The 19,848-nt window shown below is 71.1% G+C and carries 15 protein-coding genes; 7 read left to right on the forward strand and 8 right to left on the reverse strand.

Going from position 1 to position 19,848, the window contains the following annotated elements; genetic code table 11:
• Window positions 1-13: 13 nt before the first annotated feature.
• Together ACLBYB_RS02245 and ACLBYB_RS02250 are read left to right on the forward strand one after the other, a co-directional pair.
• Window positions 14-2,341 carry an NADP-dependent malic enzyme gene (locus tag ACLBYB_RS02245; RefSeq protein ID WP_447697713.1) on the forward strand — a complete coding sequence of 776 codons (2,328 nt, stop codon included), beginning with the start codon at window positions 14-16 and terminating at the stop codon, window positions 2,339-2,341.
• Window positions 2,342-2,423: 82 nt separating this feature from the next.
• A complete protein-coding gene (locus ACLBYB_RS02250; RefSeq protein ID WP_020091809.1) occupies window positions 2,424-3,869 on the forward strand; it encodes an acetamidase/formamidase family protein in 1,446 nt (481 codons plus the stop codon).
• Between the two features lie 12 nt (window positions 3,870-3,881).
• On the opposite strand, the gene ACLBYB_RS02255 is transcribed toward ACLBYB_RS02250, so the two are convergent.
• From ACLBYB_RS02255 to ACLBYB_RS02275, 5 genes are all read right to left on the reverse strand, one after another.
• Window positions 3,882-6,341 (reverse strand): methyl-accepting chemotaxis protein, encoded by a 2,460-nt coding sequence (locus ACLBYB_RS02255; protein ID WP_447697714.1) that lies wholly within the window; start codon window positions 6,339-6,341, stop codon window positions 3,882-3,884.
• Window positions 6,342-6,799: 458 nt separating this feature from the next.
• Window positions 6,800-8,353, reverse strand: a complete 1,554-nt coding sequence (ppx, locus tag ACLBYB_RS02260; RefSeq protein WP_020091807.1) for an exopolyphosphatase — start codon at window positions 8,351-8,353, stop codon at window positions 6,800-6,802.
• Between the two features lie 82 nt (window positions 8,354-8,435).
• Window positions 8,436-10,823, reverse strand: a complete 2,388-nt coding sequence (locus ACLBYB_RS02265) for an RNA degradosome polyphosphate kinase (protein ID WP_447697715.1) — start codon at window positions 10,821-10,823, stop codon at window positions 8,436-8,438.
• Window positions 10,824-10,921: 98 nt separating this feature from the next.
• Window positions 10,922-11,632 carry a hypothetical protein gene (locus ACLBYB_RS02270; protein WP_447697716.1) on the reverse strand — a complete coding sequence of 237 codons (711 nt, stop codon included), beginning with the start codon at window positions 11,630-11,632 and terminating at the stop codon, window positions 10,922-10,924.
• A gap of 13 nt (window positions 11,633-11,645) precedes the next feature.
• Window positions 11,646-12,770, reverse strand: a complete 1,125-nt coding sequence (locus tag ACLBYB_RS02275) for an AI-2E family transporter (RefSeq protein ID WP_026604737.1) — start codon at window positions 12,768-12,770, stop codon at window positions 11,646-11,648.
• A 143-nt stretch (window positions 12,771-12,913) separates the two neighbouring features.
• On the opposite strand from ACLBYB_RS02275, the gene purM reads away from it, so the two are divergent.
• Together purM and purN are read left to right on the forward strand one after the other, a co-directional pair.
• Window positions 12,914-13,993 carry a phosphoribosylformylglycinamidine cyclo-ligase gene (purM, locus tag ACLBYB_RS02280; protein WP_447697717.1) on the forward strand — a complete coding sequence of 360 codons (1,080 nt, stop codon included), beginning with the start codon at window positions 12,914-12,916 and terminating at the stop codon, window positions 13,991-13,993.
• A complete protein-coding gene (purN, locus tag ACLBYB_RS02285; protein WP_447697718.1) occupies window positions 13,993-14,643 on the forward strand; it encodes a phosphoribosylglycinamide formyltransferase in 651 nt (216 codons plus the stop codon). Before purM ends, purN begins: the two co-directional genes overlap by 1 nt.
• A gap of 141 nt (window positions 14,644-14,784) precedes the next feature.
• On the opposite strand, the gene ACLBYB_RS02290 is transcribed toward purN, so the two are convergent.
• Both ACLBYB_RS02290 and ndk read right to left on the reverse strand, forming a co-directional pair.
• A complete protein-coding gene (locus tag ACLBYB_RS02290; RefSeq protein WP_020091801.1) occupies window positions 14,785-15,150 on the reverse strand; it encodes a hypothetical protein in 366 nt (121 codons plus the stop codon).
• 173 nt (window positions 15,151-15,323) lie between these two features.
• Window positions 15,324-15,746 (reverse strand): nucleoside-diphosphate kinase, encoded by a 423-nt coding sequence (ndk, locus tag ACLBYB_RS02295; protein ID WP_012317495.1) that lies wholly within the window; start codon window positions 15,744-15,746, stop codon window positions 15,324-15,326.
• Window positions 15,747-16,014: 268 nt separating this feature from the next.
• Here ndk and ACLBYB_RS02300 point away from each other — a divergent pair, with 268 nt between their 5' ends.
• Window positions 16,015-16,479 (forward strand): DUF2147 domain-containing protein, encoded by a 465-nt coding sequence (locus ACLBYB_RS02300; RefSeq protein ID WP_020091800.1) that lies wholly within the window; start codon window positions 16,015-16,017, stop codon window positions 16,477-16,479.
• Between the two features lie 6 nt (window positions 16,480-16,485).
• Here the strand turns inward: ACLBYB_RS02300 and ACLBYB_RS02305 are convergent, their stop codons facing one another.
• A complete protein-coding gene (locus tag ACLBYB_RS02305) occupies window positions 16,486-17,121 on the reverse strand; it encodes a glutathione S-transferase N-terminal domain-containing protein (protein ID WP_056521224.1) in 636 nt (211 codons plus the stop codon).
• Between the two features lie 240 nt (window positions 17,122-17,361).
• On the opposite strand from ACLBYB_RS02305, the gene ACLBYB_RS02310 reads away from it, so the two are divergent.
• The gene (locus ACLBYB_RS02310) at window positions 17,362-17,670 is read left to right on the forward strand and encodes a hypothetical protein (protein WP_020091797.1); all 309 of its coding nucleotides are present in this window, start codon (window positions 17,362-17,364) and stop codon (window positions 17,668-17,670) included.
• A gap of 126 nt (window positions 17,671-17,796) precedes the next feature.
• Window positions 17,797-19,836: an FUSC family protein gene (locus ACLBYB_RS02315; RefSeq protein ID WP_447697719.1), complete on the forward strand. Its 2,040-nt coding sequence runs from the start codon at window positions 17,797-17,799 to the stop codon at window positions 19,834-19,836.
• Window positions 19,837-19,848: the final 12 nt, after the last annotated feature.

Raw genomic sequence — 19,848 nt, forward strand, 5'->3', positions numbered from 1 at the left:
GGGAGCGTGGGCGATGGCCGATAACATGTCCGAGGACCTCAAGGCCGGGGCGCTCGTCTACCACCGCCTGCCCAAGCCCGGGAAGCTGGAGATCCAGGCGACCAAGCCGCTCGGCAACCAGCGCGACCTCGCCCTGGCCTACTCGCCCGGCGTCGCCGCGGCCTGCATGGCGATCCACGACGACCCGCAGCAGGCCGCCGAACTCACGGTGCGCCAGAACCTCGTGGCGGTGCTGTCCAACGGTACGGCCGTGCTCGGCCTCGGCGATATCGGCCCGCTCGCCTCGAAGCCCGTGATGGAGGGCAAGGCCGTCCTGTTCAAGAAGTTCGCCGGCATCGACGTCTTCGACATCGAGGTCGACCAGAAGGACGTGTCGAAGCTCGTCGACGTCGTCTGCGCCCTCGAGCCGACCTTCGGCGGCATCAACCTCGAGGACATCAAGGCGCCCGAGTGCTTCGAGGTCGAGGAGCAGTGCCGGGCCCGGATGAACATCCCGGTCTTCCACGACGACCAGCACGGCACCGCGATCATCGTGGCCGCCGCCGTCCTCAACGGCCTGGAACTCGCCGGCAAGAACCTGTCCGACGTCCGGATCGTCACGTCCGGCGCCGGCGCGGCGGCTCTGGCCTGCCTCAACCTCCTCGTGTCGCTCGGGGCGACCCGCGAGAACATCACGGTCACCGACATCAAGGGCGTCGTCTACAAGGGCCGCGCCGAGCTGATGGACCGGTGGAAGGACGTCTACGCCCAGGAGACCGACAAGCGGACGCTCGCCGAGGTGATCCCGGGGGCGGACGTGTTCATCGGCCTCTCGGCCGGCGGCGTGCTCAAGCCCGAGTACCTGAAGGAGATGGCCGAGAAGCCGCTGATCATGGCGCTCGCCAACCCCTACCCGGAGATCATGCCGGATCTGGCCGAGAAGGAGCGGCCGGACGCCATGATCTGCACCGGCCGGTCGGACTTCCCGAACCAGGTCAACAACGTCCTGTGCTTCCCCTACATCTTCCGCGGGGCGCTCGATGTCGGCGCCCACAAGATCAACGAGGAGATGAAGAAGGCCGCCGTCAAGGCGATCGCGGGCCTGGCCCACGAGACCACCTCGGACGTGGTCGCCCGCGCCTACGGCGGCGAGGCCCGGCCGTTCGGACCGAAATCCCTGATCCCGAGCCCGTTCGACCCGCGCCTGATCCTGCGCATCGCCCCGGCGGTGGCCAAGGCCGCGATGGATTCCGGCGTCGCCGGCCGGCCGCTCCCGGACCTCGACGCCTATGTCGAGAGCCTCGACCGGTTCGTGCACCGGTCCGGCCTGATCATGAAGCCGCTGTTCTCGAAGGCGAAGGCCGAGCCCAAGCGCGTGATCTACGCCGAGGGCGAGGACGAGCGCGTGCTCCGCGCCGTCCAGGCGATCGTCGAGGACAAGGTCGCCCTGCCGATCCTGGTCGGCCGGCCGCGGGTGGTCGAGACCCGCCTGAAGCGCTTCGGCCTGTCGATGGTGCACGGCCGCGACTTCGAGCTGATCGATCCCGAGGACGATCCCCGCTACCGCGCCTACGTCCAGACCTACCTGGAAGTCGCCGGTCGCCGCGGCATCACGCCGGACGCGGCCCGGACCCTGGTCCGCACCAACAACACGGTGATCGGCGCCATCGCGGTCCGCCGCGGCGAGGCCGACGCGCTGATCTGCGGCCTGGAGGGCCGGTTCGAGACGCGCCTGCGCATCATCCGCGACGTGATCGGGCTCGCGCCGGGCGTGGAGCAGTGCGCCGCGATGAGCCTCGTGGTGACGCATAACGGCGCTTACTTCCTGGCCGACACCCATGTCCGCCAGAACCCCACGGCCGAGGAGATCGCCGACGTGGCGCAGGCCTGCGCCAGCCACGTCAGCCGGTTCGGGATGACGCCGAAGATCGCGCTCCTCAGCCACTCGGATTTCGGCCAGTCGGATTCGCCCTCCGCGATGAAGATGCGCGACGCCCTCGCGCTCCTGCACAAGCGGAATCCCGAGCTGCAGGTCGACGGCGAGATGCAGGCCGATTCCGCCCTCAACGAGATGGTGCGCGAGCGCGTCCTGCCGGGCTCGCGCCTCAAGGGCGCGGCCAACGTCCTGATCTTCCCGAACCTCGACGCCGCCAACATCGCCTTCCAGTTCGCGAAGGTGCTGGCGGACGCGCTGCCGGTCGGCCCGCTCCTGATCGGCCCGGCCAAGCCCGCCCATATCCTGACGCCGTCGGTGACGGCGCGCGGCATCGTCAACGTCACGGCCGCCGCCGTGGTCGAGGCCCAGGCGGACGAGGCCGTCGCGCGCGCCGAGGAGGGCGGCGTCGGCATGCTCTCGGAGTGAGGGGCGCCCGTCGGCGGCCGCCAGCGTGGCCGTCGATTTGCTTGCCCGCCCCGGGACCACGAAACCACCGGGAGACGACGCGATGTGCGCGGGCGACGATCCAACCTGCCACGCCTTCGAGGAGCACCGCCGCCGGTTCCGGCGGGATCTCGAGCCTGAGCGGCGCGCCTTCCTGAAGAGCGGCTTCGCGGCGACCGGCGCCGCGGCCGCGGCCCTCGCGGCCGGCGGTCCGTCGCTCGTGAGCCCGGCCCTGGCCCAGGCGAGCGGCGCCAAGATCGCCGCCACGGCGCATTACCACCTGCCGGCGAATGCCGAGACGGTCCACTGGGGCTTCTTCAGCCGCAGCCTCAAGCCCAAGGTCGAGATCGGCTCGGGCGACTTCGTCACGATCGAGACGCTCACCCACCAGGCGAGCGACGATGCCGAGCGCATGATCCAGGGCGATCCGGGCGCCGAGAGCGTCTATCTCTGGACCAAGGACAAGATGGGCGTCTCGCCCCGCGGGGCCGGCGCCATGGACGCCAAGGTCGGCCCCGGCGGCGGCCTCGGCGTGCACATCTGCACCGGCCCGGTGGCGATCCGCGGCGCCGAGCCCGGCGACGTCCTGGAGGTGCGCATCCTCGACGTCGCCCCCCGCCCCTGCGCCAATCCCAGGTACAAGGGACTGGCCTTCGGCAGCAACGCGGCGGCGTGGTGGGGCTACCACTACAACGACCTGATCACCGGCGATAAACCCCGGGAGGTCGTGACCATCTACGAGGTCGACGCCACCGGCGAGCGCGACTGGGCCCGGGCGGTCTACAGCTTCCGCTGGCCGGGCGTGACCGACCCGTTCGGCGTCTCCCACCCGACCATCGACTATCCCGGCCTGCCGGTGGACCACACGAAGACCCAGAAGACCTTCGAGGTCCTGAAGGGCATCCGCGTGCCGATCCGGCCGCATTTCGGCACGATGGGCGTGGCGCCCGCCGAGGCCGACCGGGTGAACACGATCCCGCCGAGCTACACCGGCGGCAACATCGACAACTGGCGGATCGGCAAGGGCGCGACCCTCTACTACCCGGTGGCGGTGCCGGGCGCCCTGTTCTCCGTGGGCGATCCCCACGCCAGCCAGGGCGATTCCGAACTGTGCGGCACCGCGATCGAGTGCTCGCTCACCGGCACCTTCCAGTTCATCCTGCACAAGAAGGCGGACCTGCCCGGCACGCCGCTGGAGGCGCTCGACTTCCCGATGATCGAGACCCGGGACGACTGGGTTCTGTCCGGCTTCAGCTACCCGAACTACCTGCGGGATCTCGGCCCGGACGCCCAGAGCGCGATCTTCCAGAAATCCTCGATCGACCTCGCCATGCGCGACGCCTTCCGGAAGATGCGCCAGTTCCTGATGCACGCGAAGGGCCTCACCGAGGACGAGGCGATCTCGCTGATGTCGGTCGCGGTCGATTTCGGGATCACGCAGGTCGTGGACGGCAACTGGGGCGTCCACGCCGTGGTCAAGAAGGCGATCTTCTCCGATCGCGTCGCCTGACGGCGGACCCGGTCACGCGGCCTTCGCGGCTCCGGTCATCGTCATGAGGCCGGCGATGACCCGGTAGGTCTCGGTCCAGGCTTCCCGGACCTCCGGCGTGAAGTCCGGGCCGAGCCTCTGCTCCAGGGTCCAGAGCAGCGCCGCCCCGACCGCCTCGAAATGCGCCTGCAGCGCGCCGTAGCCGACGTGCCGGTCCCCGAGATCGCGCACGGCGGCGACGAGGGCCTCCGGCTTGTCGAGGTTGGCCACCGCCAGTGCCAGCATGGCGACGAGTTTGCGCTTCTGCGCGGTCATGTCGTCCGGGAAGAGCGACCGGACCTGCGGCGCGATGTCGAACAGGCGTCCGTAGAACAGCTCTGCCGCGGTGTCGCCGAGCGCCTGCACCGTCGCGAAGCTGCGCTGCACGATCGCGACCTGGGCGGCGGAGACCGCGTAGGACACGCGAACGCTCGCCAGGAACCGTTCGACCTCGGCGGTCAGACGGTCCGACTGGTCCGACAGGGCGGAGGCCGCCGCGAGAACCTGGCTCGCGGCCAGGCCGGTGCCCTCCGCCGCCTGCGCGACGCCGGTCATGGTCGTGGTGACCTCGCCTGTGCCGGCGGCCGCCTGCCCGACGTTGCGGACGATCTCCTGGGTCGCCGCACCCTGTTCCTCGACGGCCGCCGCGATCGTGGTCGCTGCCCCGTTGATCTCGCGGATCCGCGCGGTGATCGCCGCGATGGCCTCCACCGCCTGCCCGGTGGACGCCTGCACCTGCGCGATCTGACCGGAGATCTCGTCGGTGGCCTTGGCGGTCTGCGCGGCGAGGGCCTTCACCTCGGAAGCCACCACCGCGAAGCCGCGGCCGGCCGCGCCCGCGCGGGCCGCCTCGATGGTGGCGTTGAGCGCCAGCAGGTTGGTCTGCTCGGCGATCGACGAGATCAGCCCTACGACGGCACCGATCTGGTCCACGGCGCTGCTCAGGTCCTGGACGCGCGCGGCGGTCCGGTCGGCCTCGGCCGCGGCTCTCTGCGCGAGATCCGCCGACCCGTCGGCCTGCCGCCCGATCTCCTGGACGGAGGTGCCGAGCTCCTCCGCGGCCGCCGCCACGGTGTTGACGTTGCTCGAGGCCCGCTCGGCGGCGGCCGCGACCGCCGTCGACTGCCCGGCCGTCTGGGTGGCCGTCACGGTCATCGTCTGCGCCGTGACCTGCAGGGCGTTGGCCGAGGACGCGACCGAGCCGATCATGCCTCCGACGGCCTCCTCGAACCGCTGCGCCATCTGGCGCAGGCTGTCCCGGCGCTGGTCGTCGGCGTCCAGCCGCGCCCGCTCGGCCCCGGCCTCGAGGTCGCGCGTGCGGATCAGATTGTCCCGGAAGGCCTGCACGGCCACCATGATCGGCGCGAACTCGTTCCGGTACGCTCGCACCGGGACGGTGACGGCGGTCTCGCCCCCCGTCAGCGCGCGCATCGCGGTGGCGATGATCCGGAGGGGGCGCAGCACGCCCCCGAACAGAGCCATGAGGCCCAGCCCGACGAGCAGCAGGACGGCCAGCAGCGCCGCGGCACTGTGCAGGAGAACGCGGTCCGCCTCCGCGGCGAGGCTCTCGGCCCGCGCCACCATCTCGGCGAGGGCGGCATTGGCGAGATCGACGATCGTCATCTGCTCGACGCTGTTTCGCTTGCGGAGGTCCTGGAACGTGATGGGGGATGCGCGCTGCTGGCTCAGGGCGTCGAAGATCGCGCGCGCCGCCTCCGCCGCCTCGCCCTCGAAATTGCTGCGCTTGGCCTTCTCGAACGCGGACCGCACGGCGTCCGAGCTCTGGGCGGCGGCCTCGCTGGTGCTCGACCACGCCGACTGGACCCGCGCCCGCTCCTCGGCCGCCGCCACGGTCTCGGGCAGCGACCACGACGTTCCCGCCGCCAGCGAGGTCTGCACGCGCAGGGCGACGTTCCCGATCGCGACACGGGTCGCCCAGGCGGACCGCTTGAGGACGAGGTAGTGCTGCAGGACGGCGTCGGAGCGCGGAATAGCCGAATCCACGGCGTCCGTGGTCGCCGTCAGCGCGTCGAGAAGTTCCTGAAAGGCCGTCAGCACGGCGGGCAGCAGCGCCGGGTCCCGCTTCGGCTTCGGTACGCGCAGGGCTTCATCGATCCGGGGGCGGAGCAGGTTCACGGCGTCCTGCGCCGCGTTGAGCCTCACCATCGTCGCCGTCACGGAGGGCAGATCCCGGTCCCGCAGCAGGTCCTGAACGCTCGCGAAGCCCGCGACCATCGCGTCCCGGTTCGTCGCGTAGGCCTTCAGGCTCTCCGGGTCGGCGGAGGCATCCCCGCCCAGGGCGAGCGCTGCCCCCCGCTCGAGGCGTGTCGGCAGGATCGTCCCGAGCAACTGGCGACTCGCGCGGGTCAGCGTGACCGCGTCCCGGGCCTGTCGCGCCTGAAGACGCGCGTCGAGCAGAGCATTCCCCGCGTAGGCCAGTAACATCATCGCCATAGCGAGTATCGTCGTGCACATGACGACTCGAATCGAGACATAGCCAAGCCATCTCATCGCGTGAACATTCCGATGTGCGAGTGGGATCTGCGTGTTGCTCGCATCATAGGGCGAACGGCGCGCGCGTTCACGCTGCCGCTCGGCAGTGTTCGACAGTCTATCGCACCGACATATTTTGCGGGCGGCGCGCTCTATTCCGGATTCAGAGGAGAATCGACATCAACCAATAAAAAAGTTGGCTTCGTGAATTAAGCCGACGTTACCGCGGCGATCTCGGTCGGCAGGCGCACGCTCACCGTTCCGGCAGCGTGCGGTGAGCGCCGGCGCGACGGTCATGAGGCCGCCCTCGGCCTCGGCACGCGTGAGCTCTCCCGCGCGACGGGCCCGGGCCATCGTGCGAGACCGGACCGCGGCGACGAGCGAGGCCCTGACCGGGTTCGGCGCCCGCGCCGCGCGGATCAGGGCGCGTCGTCCGCGAGCTCGACCCGCCCGTCCAGGCCGATGATGCGCCCGAGGCCGCGGACGCGGTTCAGCAGGCGATCCCCGTTCAGGGCCTCCCAGTCCCGCGGCAGGCGCAGCACCACCCGTCCCTCCTCGACGGTGAGCGGCGCCCGTCCGAGGGCGCCGTCCATGCCGGCCGAGATCGGGAAGGCGATCCGGAGCAGGGCGCCCAGAAGGCGGGCGCGCTCGAACAGGCGCGGACCGGCCACGCTCCGGAGCATCGGGTTCGCCTTCTCGGGGGCCAGGCCGGTGTGCCTCAAGGACACCGCCAGGGCGAGATAGGCCCGGCCCGGATGATCCACGCCGACGAACGCGGCATTCTGGATCACCGCGATGCTCTGCTCACCGCGGTAATCCGGATGCGCCCGCCAGCCGACGTCGGACAGCAGGCAGCCGGCGTGCCGCAGACGGCGCTCGTCGGTGGTCTCGTGGCCGTCCAGGGTCGCGACGAACCGGTCCGTCCAGGTGATCAACTCCTCGCCGTGGCGGGGCGAGCGCGCGCGCAGAACGTTGAATTCCGACGCCGAGGCCAGCAGCGGATCGATCAGACGGGTGTCGCGGTCGAGCTGCTCGAACAGCAGGCCCTCGCGCACGCCCGATGCCGAGATCGCCACCTCGCGGGGGCGCCCGACCCGGATGATCTCCTCGAGGACGACGGCGCCGTAGGCGAGGAGCGGGCGCCGCGCCTCGGAGATCGCGTCGACGTCCTGCAGCAGTGCCACGTCGGTCTGCTCGACGACCTGCAGGAAGCTGAGTTCGTCGGTGGGCTCCACCGTGTAGCCGTGCATCACGTGGACTGGGTAGCCGCGGGCCGCCTGATGGAGCCGCGCGATGGCCCGCCACGTGCCGCCGACCGCGTAGAAGGTCCGCCCGCGCAGGGTCTCGAGCTGCGGGGCGGCCTTGCGCATGTACTCGCGGACGATCTTGGCGGCCTTCTTGACCGAGCCGCCGGACAGGTCCTGCAGGGCGAGGCCGCCGAGGGGCATGGTCACCCCCTGTCCGACGACCGCCCCGCGGACGTCCACGAGCTCCAGCGAGCCGCCGCCCATGTCGCCCACGACGCCGTTCGGCGCGTGGAATCCCGAGACCACGCCGAGGGCCGAAAGCTCGGCCTCGCGCCGTCCGGAGAGGAGCTGGATCTCCTGGCCACAGGCCGCCTCGGCGGCGCGGAGAAAGTCGGGACCGTTCTCGGCGTCCCGCGCCGCCGCCGTGGCGAGGACGTAGACCTGCCTGACGCGCATCGTCTGGCACAGCACCCGGAACCGCGCCAGGGCGGCGAGTGCGCGCGTCACTGCCTCCTCGTTCAGGCGGCCGGTCGTCAGGACGTTGCGGCCGAGGCCGCAGAGCACCTTCTCATTGTAGAGCGGCGTCGGCGCCCGGGTCAGTCCGTCGTACGCGACGAGGCGGACCGAGTTGGAGCCGATGTCGATGATCGCCACAGGATGGCGCGCGGTGCTGTCGATCGCCTCCGCGTCGTGCGCGAGGGTGAGGTTGGCAAGAGGGCTGCCCAAACGTCCGAGTCCTTCATCAGCCCGGCGCGCCTGCCGGCGCGCCGTGCGGGAGGTTTAGCCCAGCGACGCCGCGCGGCGAAACTCAGCTGCGTTGGGCGCGGCGGCTCAGCGCCCGCGGGCTCGACTTCTTCGAGGCCTTGCCGCGCCCAGAGAGGCTGGGATTGGTCATGAAATACTTGTGGGCGTTGAACGGCTCCTCGCCCTCGGCGGGCTGGATCCGCTCGCAGCCGCCCGAGGCGAGGAGCCGCCAGCTCTGGCGGTTGTCGAGCAGGTTGGCCAGCATGATCTGGTCGAGCACCTGCTGATGCACCGTCGGGTTGGTGATCGGCAGCAGCGCCTCGACGCGGCGGTCGAGGTTCCGGCTCATCAGGTCGGCGGAGGAGATGTAGACCGTCGCCTTGGGGTGCGGCAGCCCGACGCCGTTGCCGAAGGCGTAGATTCGCCCGTGCTCCAGGAAGCGCCCGACGATCGACTTCACCCGGATCGTCTCCGACAGCCCGGGGATGCCCGGGCGCAGGCAGCAGATGCCGCGGACCACGCAGTCGATCTGAACCCCGGCCGCCGAGGCGTCGTAGAGCGCATCGATGATCTGGCTGTCGACCAGGGAGTTGCACTTGATCCAGATCGCGGCCGGACGCCCGGCCTTCGCGTGGGCGACCTCCGCCTCGATGTGCTCCAGGAGGCGGTTCTTCAGGGTCAGCGGCGAGACCGCCATGCGCTCCAGCTCGGCCGGCTCGGCGTAGCCGGTGATGAAGTTGAAGATCCGCGACACGTCCCGCGCGATCGCGGGATCGGCCGTGAAGAACGACAGGTCCGTGTAGATGCGCGCGGTGATCGGGTGGTAGTTGCCGGTGCCGACGTGGCAGTAGGTGACGAGCTTGTCGCCCTCGCGCCGGACCACCAGCGACAGCTTGGCGTGCGTCTTCAGCTCGACGAAGCCGAACACGACCTGCGCGCCCGCCTTCTCGAGGTTGCGCGCCCAGCGGATGTTGGCCTCCTCGTCGAAGCGCGCCTTCAGCTCCACCAGGGCGGTGACCGACTTGCCGAGTTCCGCGGCCTCGGCGAGGGCCGCCACGATCGGCGAGTTGGACGAGGTCCGGTAGAGCGTCTGCTTGATCGCGACCACGTTCGGGTCACGGGCGGCCTGCGCGAGGAACTGCACCACCGAATCGAAGGATTCGTACGGGTGGTGGACGATGAAGTCCTTCTGCCGGATCGCCGCGAACACGTCGCCGCCGCTCTCGCGGATGCGCTCCGGGAAGCGGGGATTGTAGGGCTTGAACTTCAGGTCGGGCCTGTCGATGCCGACGACCTGGGACAGCTCGTTCAGGGCCAGCATGCCCTCCACGAGGAAGATCGCGTCCGCGGCGATCTCCAGTTCGTCGGCGACGAAGCTGCGCAGATCCTCCGACATGCCCGCCTCGACCTCGAGACGGATCACGACGCCGCGCCGCCGCTGCTTCAGCGCCGTCTCGAAATGCAGGACGAGGTCCTCCGCCTCCTCCTCGATCTCCAGGTCGGAATCGCGGACCACGCGGAACGCGCCGCTGCCCTTGACGAGGTAGCCCGGGAAGAGCCGCCCGGTGAACATCCCGATCACCTGCTCGATGGTGATCAGGCGCGCGGCCGTCTCGCTGTCGCTCACCGGCAGGCGCACGAAGCGGTCGATGACGCCCGGCAGCCGGATCAGCGCGCGCAGCAGCCGGCCGTCCTTCGGCCGCACCAGCATCAGCGCGATGGTCGTGCCGAGATTCGGGATGAACGGGAACGGGTGGGCCGGATCGATCGCCAGCGGCGTCAGGACCGGGAAGACGTGGTTGAGGAAGTACTCCTCCAGCCACGCCGCCTGCTCGGCCGTGAGGGCCGCGGGCTCGACGATGTCGATGTCGCTCGTGTGCAGCTCCGTGCGCAGTTCCCGCCAGCGGGCCTGCTGGTCGGCGGCGAGGCGCGACACCTCGGCGCCGATCCGGACGAGTTGCTCGGACGGCGACAGGCCGTCCTGCGACGGGACCGTGATCCCCGCCCGCACCTGATCGATGAGGCCGGCCACGCGGACCATGAAGAACTCGTCCAGGTTGTTGGCCGAGATCGACAGGAAGCGGAGGCGCTCCAAGAGCGGGTGGTTGGGGTTCGACGCCTCTTCCAGCACCCGCCGGTTGAACTGCAGCCACGACAGCTCGCGGTTCACGAACCGCTCCGGTGAGTGGCGCAGGGTTCGCCCGGCCTCCACCACCGGCTCGCGGGCTGCGCCGACCGGCGGCTCCGCGGGAGTCGCGGCCGCCGCGGCCGGCCACTCGTCGTTGGCGTCCGGAATGGCTTCCGCCGGAGCCGCCGCTCCCGCGACCGGATCGGCCTGCAGGCGCTTGGGCGCGACCGCCCGCCGCGTCGCCGGATTGGCCGTCGCGCGCCGACGGGGCTCGGGCGCCTCATCGGCGGCGTCGCGGTCCACGGGCTTCTGCGTCGATTCCATCCCGGATCCCTGTCTCTGCTCCTCGCGGCGGCGGAGCGTGTATCACCCTAGACCGGCGGCCTTCACGACAGTTTCGTGACGGCCACTGCATTCCTCCTTCAGGCGTTCGGGTCCGGCTCGTCCTCCAGCCCCATGCGGCGCAGGACGGCCAGCGCGAGCGGCCGGCTGATGCGGCGGCCGCGCCCGAGGGCGTCGCGGTCGAGCTCGGCGACGACGTCGCGGGCTCGGCCCAGCGACCGGTCGATCCGCAGGGCCAGCGCCTCGATGACGCCGAGATCGACCACCAGCTGCCGGTCCACGAACAGCTTGACCAGGACGGCACGCAGGAGCGCGTCGTCCGGCGCCTCGATGGCGATGCGCGGCGCGAGGCGAAGCCGCGAGCGCAGATCCGGCGTCGTGAGGCCGAGGGCGTCGATACCCGTGGCGCTGGTCAGCAGGACCGGGCAGCCTCGCTCGCGGGCGCGGTTAAGCAGGTGGAACAGCGCCGCCTCGTCGCGCCGCTCCGCCTGGTCGATGTCCTCCACGACCAGCGCCCCGTTGGAGACGAGGTGCTGGACCGCGTCGGCACCCAGCTCGGCGGTCGGGAGGGTCCAGGCGTGGGCCCGATCAGCCCAGATCGCCGCGAGGTGGCTCTTGCCGCTGCCGGAGGGGCCGGTGAGGACCAAGACGCTGTCGGGCCAGTCCGGCCACGCCTCGATCAGCGCGTAGGCGGCCTCGTTGGCCGGTCCGACGAGGAAATCCTCGCGCCCGTAGCGGGGGTCGAGCGGCAGGTCGAAGGCCAGCTGCCGGGGTGGGGCGTTCTCGCGCATAGGCCGCTCAGGATCATCCCGCGCCCGCGGAGGTCAAGGCCGAAGCGTCCTTGCCCTCGTGCTCGATCAGGATCGGCTGCCCGGCATGGTAGAGGCGGCTCTCCAGGTAGCGGGCCAGGGCGAAGCGGACCAGCACGCCGATCGAGGCCGCGATCGGGACGGCGAGCAGCAGCCCGACGAAGCCGAACAGCGTCCCGAAGGCGAGCAGGGCGAACATCAGCCAGACCGGGTGCAGCCCCGTGGAATCGCCGACGAGCTTCGGCGAGATGACGTTGCCCTCCAGGAACTGGCCGACGAGGAAGACGGCGACGGTCAGGCCGAGATGCAGCCAGTCTCCAGAGGGCCAGAACTGGACGAGCGCGACGCCCACGGAGAGCATGAAGCCGGTGAGCGTGCCGACGTAGGGGATGAAGGTCAGGAACCCGGCGATCAGGCCGATCAGCACGCCGAAGTTGAGGCCGACCAGCCAGAGGCCGACGGCGTAGAAGCTGCCCAGGATGAGGCAGACCAGGGTCTGGCCGCGGACGTAGCCGGTGACCGCTCCGTCGATCTGGCGCGCCAGCTCGCGCACCGTCGCCCGGTGCCGGGGCGGCACCCAGCCGTCGATGGCAGCGACCATCCGGTCCCAGTCGACGAGGATGTAGAAGGCGACGACCGGCGTCACGACCAGCAGCGAGGCGATCGAGATCAGCGCCTGGCTGCCCGACCAGAGCGATTTCAGGAAGGCCAGGAGCCACGTGCCGGCCTGGGTGGCGAGCGTGCCCACCGAGGATTGCAGCTCGTTGAGGACGTTCGCGCCACCGACGCGCTCGAGCAGGGTCCCGGACCGCTCGGCGATGATCGCCTGGAGCCGCGACACCATTCCGGGCAGCGCGTTGACGAGCGCCACGACCTGGTTGGCCGTGAGCGGGATCAGGATCAGCAGCGTCACGACGAGGACGACGACGAACAGCGCCAGGATCAGCAGGCTCGCCGCCAGCCGCCCGAGGCCGAGCCGCTCCAGCCGGTCTGCCAGGGGGTCGAGGAGGTAGGCCAGCGTGATGCCGGCCACGAACGGCAGCATCACCTCCCGCAGGAGGTAGACGATCAATCCCAGGGCCACGACAGCGGCCAGCCCGATCACAGCCCGTGCGCGCACGATGACGCTCCCCCCAGCAGCACACCACGCCAGCGGGCAGAGTGGGTATGCGGAGCGCGCCGATCAAGGCGCCGCCGGCACGACTCGCGCGGCGCGCGGGAAGCCGCTAGAGCGGGGCCAGTATTCAGCGAGGTGGCGCGGGCATGACGGCCAAGGACGGCAACGAGCCGAAGACGGGGCTGACCTACGCGGCGGCGGGCGTCGATATCGATGCCGGCAACGCCATGGTCGAGACGATCAAGCCGCTGGTGCGCTCGACCCGGCGCCCGGGCGCCGACGCTGAGATCGGCGGGTTCGGCGGCCTGTTCGACCTGAAGGCAGCGGGCTTCCGCGACCCGATCCTGGTCGCGGCCAACGACGGCGTCGGCACCAAGGTGAAGATCGCCATCGAGACCGGCCGCCACGACACGATCGGCATCGACCTCGTGGCGATGTGCGTGAACGACATTATCGTCCAGGGCGCCGAGCCGCTGTTCTTCCTCGACTACTACGCGACCGGCAAGCTGGTCCCCGGCGTCGGCGCCGACATCGTGCGCGGCATCGCCGAGGGCTGCCGGCAGGCCGGCTGCGCGCTGATCGGCGGCGAGACCGCCGAGATGCCGGGCCTCTACGACGGGTCCGACTACGACCTCGCGGGCTTCTCGGTCGGCGCCGCCGAGCGCGGCGCGCTGCTGCCGCGGCCCGGCATCCGACCCGGCGACGTCGTCCTCGGCCTCCCCTCCTCCGGCGTCCATTCCAACGGCTTCTCGCTGGTCCGCCGGATCGTCGCGAAGACGGGTCTCGGCTGGGACGCGCCGGCCCCGTTCGCCCCGGGCCGCAGCCTCGGCGAGGCGCTGCTGGAGCCGACCCGGATCTACGTTAAGCCGCTGCTCGCGGCTTTGGGCGCCACCGACGGGATCCGGGCGCTCGCCCACATCACGGGCGGCGGCTTCCCCGACAACCTCCCTCGGGTCCTGCCGGACGATGTCGGCATCGCCGTCGACCTCGACGCGGTGACCCCGCCGCCGGTCTTCGGCTGGCTCGCCCGCGAGGGTGGCGTCGCCGAGGCCGAGATGCTGCGGACCTTCAACTGCGGGATCGGCATGGTGGTGATCGCCGCCGCCGACGCGGTCGACGACGTCGACGAGGCCCTGACCCGGGCCGGCGAGACTCCGGTCCGCCTCGGACGGATCACGGCGCGCGGCCCCGAGCCGGTGACCTTCAGCGGCCGCCTCGCCCTGTGATGGCGTCCGCCCGCAAGACCCGCGTCGCGATCCTCATCTCGGGGCGCGGCTCGAACATGCTGGCGCTGCTGGAGGCCGCGAAGGATCCCGCCTTCCCGGCCGAGATCGTGCTGGTCCTGTCGAACCGCCCGGAGGCCGCCGGCCTCGCCCGGGCGGCCGAGGCCGGCATCCCGACGCAGGCCATCGATCACCGGGCCTTCGCCGACCGGGCCGGTTTCGACGCCGCCCTCGACGCGGCGCTGCGCGCGGCGGAGGTCGACCTCGTCTGCCTCGCGGGCTTCATGCGGATCCTGACGACCGACTTCGTGGCGTCCTGGGCCGGCCGGATGCTCAACATCCACCCGTCGCTCCTGCCCCTGTTCAAGGGCACCCACACGCACCGGCAGGCGCTGGACGCGGGCGTGCGCCTGCACGGCTGCACGGTCCACTTCGTCGTGCCGGAACTCGACGCCGGACCGATCGTCGCCCAGGCCGCGGTCCCGGTCCGCCAGGACGACGATCCCGACAGCCTCGCCGACCGCGTGATCGTGCAGGAGCGGCGGCTCTACCCCGCGGTGCTCGCCCTGGTGGCGGGCGGCCGCGCCCGTCTTAACGGCGATCGCGTGGTGATCGACGAGAGGGCGCCGGATGGCGCTCTGTTCAGCCTCTAGGCGGCGGTAGCACGGGCGTTTCCGTCCGCGCGAGCGGGGCGCCGCGATCCGGCCGCGCCACGCTCGCCATGTTCCGCCCCCGGGGCTGCTCCGCCGACGAAGACGGTGAGCGGACCCGGAGGCCTTCGAAGCTCTGGGCGCTCAGACCGGGCGCTGGAGCTTGCAGCTGTCCAGGGCCGAGAGCGCCTTAGCGCGGGCGGTGTCGTTGAAGTAGCCGGTGGTCCGGTAGGCCTCGATCTCGGAGGCGTCGAGGCTGCGCAGCGTCTGCCGCGCGTAGCAGCCGCAGGGGCGCTCCAGGGAGGCCTCGCTGGCGCTGGTCATGCGGGCCTGGACGACCGTGCAGGCGTGGCGCACGCGGCCCTCGAGGTTGGTCTTGCTGGCGGTCTTGAGAGCGGGGTCCGGCTCGTACTGCTGGAACGGGGCCGAGGATCCGCCCGCGAGGGCGGCGGTCGCGCCGAGGGCGAACAGGCCGGTCGCGATCAGCAGGGGCAGGCGGCGCATCGTCATGGTCGGGGTCGTCCGGGGGCTGAGATTGGCTAAGCTCGGCCGTTGGACGCTCCCGGGCTCCGTCCCGTCAAGGACGACCCGGTCACACAGGGCGGCATTCCCGGCGCCGCCGGGTACGGGGCGCGCGAATGGCGGGTCGGTGTGCCCAACCCGCCACCGCGCGTCGCCTCGCCTCAGGCGGCGATGTCGGAATCCTTGAAGAACTGCGCGATCTCGAGCTTGGCGTTCTCGGCGCTGTCGGAGCCGTGGACGGTGTTCTCGCCGACGGACTCGGCGAACTTCTTGCGGATCGTGCCCTCGGCGGCCTGGGCCGGGTTCGTGGCACCCATCACCTCACGATATTTGGCGACGGCGTTCTCGCCCTCGAGGACCTGGACCACCACCGGGCCGGAGGTCATGAAGGTCACGAGCTCGCCGAAGAACGGGCGCTCCTTGTGCACCTCGTAGAACTTCTCGGCCTGCTCCTTGGTCATGCGGATGCGGCGCTGGCCGACGATGCGCAGGCCGGCCTCCTCGATGACGGCGTTGACCGCGCCGGTCAGGTTCCGCCGCGTCGCGTCGGGCTTCAGGATCGAGAAGGTGCGCTCGGTGGCCATGGTGCGTCCGGTCTGTCTGTGGAAAAGATCTGCGGCGCGCCGGCGATCCGGACACGCCGCGGCAGCGAGAATTTCGCTTCGGCGCCGGGCTTATAGCGGGCGCCCCCCGGTGCCTCAAGCGGCCCGGCGTGACCGGTCGGGGCAAGCGCGGCCGTGGCTCTGCCGCAACACCGCCGAAAAATCGCCCGATTGCGGCGGCTCAGTCGCGCACCAACCGACTTCGTCCACCCCTCGGGCGCCCGCGGCGCCCCAATCCCGGAGACGAACCATGCGACTCGCTCTCAGCGCCAGCCTGCTTCTCGCCGGCCTCACCGCCGCCTCCGCCGACACGGGCAAGGACCCGTCCGGCACCTGGCTCACCGGCGACGGCCGCGCCAAGATCCGGATCGACCGCTGCGGCCCCGGCCAGAAGCTGGTCTGCGGCAAGGTTGTCTGGCTCAAGACGCCGACCTTCGACAACGGCGCCCCGCGCACCGACCTCAAGAATCCCGACCCGAAGAAGCGCGCCCGTCCGGTAATCGGTCTCCAGCTGATCGAAGGTCTGAAGCCGGACGACGCGAAGTTCACCGGCGAACTCTACAATATCGAGGAAGGCAAGATCTACACGGTCAGCCTCGAGCGGGAGAGCGAGGCCGAGCTCAACGTGTCGGGCTGCATGCTCAAGATCCTGTGCGGGTCGCAGACCTGGACCCGCGTGCCGGACGTGAATCAGCAGGCCGCCAACAAGAACTGAGCTTCGTCAGATCGCCGCGAGGCCGCGCTGCACCGCCGGCCTCGCCAGGATGCTCTCGAGCCACCGGGCGACGTTCGGGAGGGTGTCGATGTCGACACCCTGCTTGAAGTTGAGCTTCGCCCAGGTGAACGTCGCGATGTCGGCGACGGAGTAGTCCTCGGCCAGGAAGGCGCGGCCCTCGAGGCGCCGCTCCAACACACCGTAGAGGCGCTTGGCCTCGGCGGTGAACCGGTCGATCGCGTAAGGCAGCTTCTCGGGCGCGTAGATCTTGAAGTGGTGCGTCTGCCCGAGCATCGGCCCGAAGCCCGCCACCTGCCAGAACAGCCACTCGTCGACCGCCACGCGGGCGCGCTCGTCGGTCGGGTAGAACTGCCCGGTCTTCCGGCCGAGATACTGCAGGATCGCGCCTGATTCGAAGACCGAGATCGGCTGTCCGCCCGGACCGTCCGGATCGACGATGGCCGGGATCTTGTTGTTGGGCGAGATCGCCAGGAAGTCGGGCGCGAACTGCTCGTTCTTCGCGATGTCCACGGGAACGATCCGATAGGGGAGCCCGCACTCCTCCAGCATGATCGGGATCTTCCAGCCGTTCGGCGTACTCCATGTGTGGACGTCGATCGGCCGCCCGGACACCGCTGCCATGCTCTGCCTGCTCCTGGACCCGATCGTCGGCGGCGCGGTGGTCCTCCGCCGTTTCCGAATTGCCCCGGCAGTGAAGACGATTTCCCGGCCGCGCTCAAGGGCACCGCGCCCGTAGATGCGGTCGCACGGCGAAGCTGCGCCGGGGCTGGCGGCGGCGGCGCGGCCGGGCTTGCCGGCGCCGCGGGAGAGCGGCGAGATTGCGGCTCGGGCGCCGGAGCGGCGCCCGAGGGGGAACATCCGATGATCGATCGTCTCGTCAGGATCGCGGTCCTGTCCGCGCCGCTGCTCGCCGCCTGCCCGGCTCTCGCCAAGGAGCCACCTGCCAAGGAATCACCCGCCAAGGAAGCACCCACGAAGGCGCCGCCCGCCGCCGAGGCGCCGGCCGCCAGGGCGCCGAGCGCGGGCCAGTCCGCCGCCCGCGATCGCCAGAAGACCTGCGGCACCGAGTGGCGCGCCCTGACCGACGCGCAGAAGGCGGCGCAGGGACCGAAATGGCCGCAGTACTGGAGCAAGTGCAACAAGCGCCTGAAAGGTGGCGACAAGGCCTGATCGGCTAGAACCGCGGGGCGTTCCGTTCGTTCGAACATCCGCGGCGGGTTGGCAGGAGGCACGAGGCGATGACGGACCCTTCTCCGTCCGGTCGGGCGGTGGACAGCGCGCCGCGCGGGGTCCAGCATGGCTGAGGCCCCCGCCGGCTCCGTCGCGGATCGCCGCCCCGAACCGCTCGGCGACCGCGTCCTGGCGTTCCTCGATGCCTGGGTGCCGAAGCCGGCCGCCTGGGCCTTCGCGCTGCGGATCTGGATCGCCATGATGCTGGCGCTGGCCGCCGCATTCTGGCTCCAGCTCGACAGCGCCTCGTCCGCCGCCACCTGCGTGGCGATCCTCGCCCAGCCCAAGCGGGGGCAGGCGATCTCGAAGGCGGTCTACCGCCTGCTCGGCACGCTCGTCGGCGCGGCGGTGGCGCTCGTCTTCATGGCGCTCTTCGGCCAGGACCGGGTGCTGCTGCTCCTCAGCTTCACCGTCTGGCTCGGCCTCTGCGTCTTCGTCGCCCAGTTTCTGCAGGACACGCGGGCCTACGGCGCGATGCTGTCCGGCTACACCGTGGCCATCATCGCGCTCGGCCAGATCGACGATCCGCAGGGGACCTTCGACGCCGCCGTGTCCCGCGTCGCCGCGATCGTGCTCGGCATCGTCGTGATCACCTTCATCAACGACGCCCTCGCCTCGCCGAGCACGTGGCGGGCGCTGCTGCCGCAGCTGCGCGCGGCCTGGGACCAGACGCGCGGCTACGCCCGCGAGACTCTGGTGTCGGGGGATCTCGGCGCCCCGCGCACCGCCGCGCTGATCCGCACCATCGCGCCGATGCGGGCCGATGCCAGCGCCATCGCGGGCGAGCTGGACGACGGCCGGTACCGCGCGGCCGGCGCGCGCAGCTGCATCGCCGCGCTCTACGTGATGGCGGCGTCGATCCGCGGCCTCGGGGCCGCGGCCGCGTCCCTGCGCGATCCGAGCCCGGCCGTCGCGGAGGCGATGGCGATCTGCCGGCGGGTGGCCGACGCGCCCGATCCCGACGCCCTGGACCGCGACGACGAGCGCCTGCGCGACTTGGTCGACGCGGCCATCCGCGACGGGACCCGTCCCCTCGACGAGGTTGTGGTGCTCCAGCGCGCCCTCGACTTCGTCTGCGCCGCGACCTTCGCGCAGGACGGCATCCGCGCCGTCGCCGACGGCCACAGGCCCCTGCGCGACGCCGAACTGCCGACGCACCGCGACTTCCCGGTCGCCCTCCGCGGCGCCCTGCGGGTGGCCCTGAGTTTCGCGGTCACCGCCGCCACCTTCGCGGCGCTCGGCCTGCCCCAGGCCTCGTTCGCACTGGTCCAGGTGGCCGCCACCGCGGCACTGTCGTCGATGACGCCGGACCCGAAGAAGTTCGCGAACGGCGTCGTCGTCGGCATGACGCTGGCCGCCGCCCTGGCGGGCATCGCCCGGTTCGCGCTCCTCAACGGCGTCCAGGGCTTCCCGATGCTGGCGCTCGTGATGGCGCCGGTGATCTTTCTGGGCTGCTTCCTCTCGCTGAACCCGAAGACCTTCGGGGTCGGCTTCATCCTGATCGTGTTCTTCCCCGTCCTGCTGGGGCCCTCGAACCCGCAGACCTACGACGCCCTGAGCTTCCTGCTGAACGCGTTCCTCGTCGTCGTGGCGGCCGTGATCCTGTCGATCATCGTCCGCCTCATCCTGCCGATCTCGCCGGCCCAGCAGCGGGTCTTCGCCCTCGGTTCGGCGCGGCGGGCGCTCGCCGACGCCCTCGTCGGCCAGGGGGGCGACGCCACCACCCGCACGAGTTTGAATGCCGACCGGCTGTTCCAGTTCGCCGCCTACAGCTCGGGGAGCGCCGCGGTGCGGCAAGCGAACCTGCACCACGCCTTCGCCCTCGCCCGCCTGGAGGCCGCCGCCGCCCGGGCTCACGCGGAACTGCGCCGCCTCTGGTCGGTCGGAGCCCTGCGCGGCGCGATCCCGCGGGCGCGGGACGCCCTCGCGGCGGGCGACGATCGCGGGCTCGAGATGGCGGCACGCGACCTGATTCGCGCCGCCTCCAGCCAGGACCGGGCGGTGCGGCTCACGACGGCCCGTGCCGCCAGCGACCTCGTCACCGCGTCGCGAACCATCGCCCGCCACAGGCGATTCCTCCAACGCCTCGACATCGCGCTATTCTGATTGCCGCTTCTT

Source organism: Methylobacterium sp. D54C (assembly GCF_053345595.1).

Excerpts from the sequence above, each read along its gene's own strand:
- ACLBYB_RS02245 (WP_447697713.1), top strand. The coding sequence starts at position 14 with ATGGCCGATAACATGTCCGAGGACCTCAAGGCCGGGGCGCTCGTCTAC.
- ACLBYB_RS02250 (WP_020091809.1), top strand. The coding sequence starts at position 2,424 with ATGTGCGCGGGCGACGATCCAACCTGCCACGCCTTCGAGGAGCACCGC.
- ACLBYB_RS02255 (WP_447697714.1), bottom strand. The coding sequence starts at position 6,341 with ATGGCGATGATGTTACTGGCCTACGCGGGGAATGCTCTGCTCGACGCG.
- ACLBYB_RS02265 (WP_447697715.1), bottom strand. The coding sequence starts at position 10,823 with ATGGAATCGACGCAGAAGCCCGTGGACCGCGACGCCGCCGATGAGGCG.
- ACLBYB_RS02270 (WP_447697716.1), bottom strand. The coding sequence starts at position 11,632 with ATGCGCGAGAACGCCCCACCCCGGCAGCTGGCCTTCGACCTGCCGCTC.
- purM (WP_447697717.1), top strand. The coding sequence starts at position 12,914 with ATGACGGCCAAGGACGGCAACGAGCCGAAGACGGGGCTGACCTACGCG.
- purN (WP_447697718.1), top strand. The coding sequence starts at position 13,993 with ATGGCGTCCGCCCGCAAGACCCGCGTCGCGATCCTCATCTCGGGGCGC.
- ACLBYB_RS02290 (WP_020091801.1), bottom strand. The coding sequence starts at position 15,150 with ATGACGATGCGCCGCCTGCCCCTGCTGATCGCGACCGGCCTGTTCGCC.
- ndk (WP_012317495.1), bottom strand. The coding sequence starts at position 15,746 with ATGGCCACCGAGCGCACCTTCTCGATCCTGAAGCCCGACGCGACGCGG.
- ACLBYB_RS02300 (WP_020091800.1), top strand. The coding sequence starts at position 16,015 with ATGCGACTCGCTCTCAGCGCCAGCCTGCTTCTCGCCGGCCTCACCGCC.
- ACLBYB_RS02305 (WP_056521224.1), bottom strand. The coding sequence starts at position 17,121 with ATGGCAGCGGTGTCCGGGCGGCCGATCGACGTCCACACATGGAGTACG.
- ACLBYB_RS02310 (WP_020091797.1), top strand. The coding sequence starts at position 17,362 with ATGATCGATCGTCTCGTCAGGATCGCGGTCCTGTCCGCGCCGCTGCTC.
- ACLBYB_RS02315 (WP_447697719.1), top strand. The coding sequence starts at position 17,797 with ATGGCTGAGGCCCCCGCCGGCTCCGTCGCGGATCGCCGCCCCGAACCG.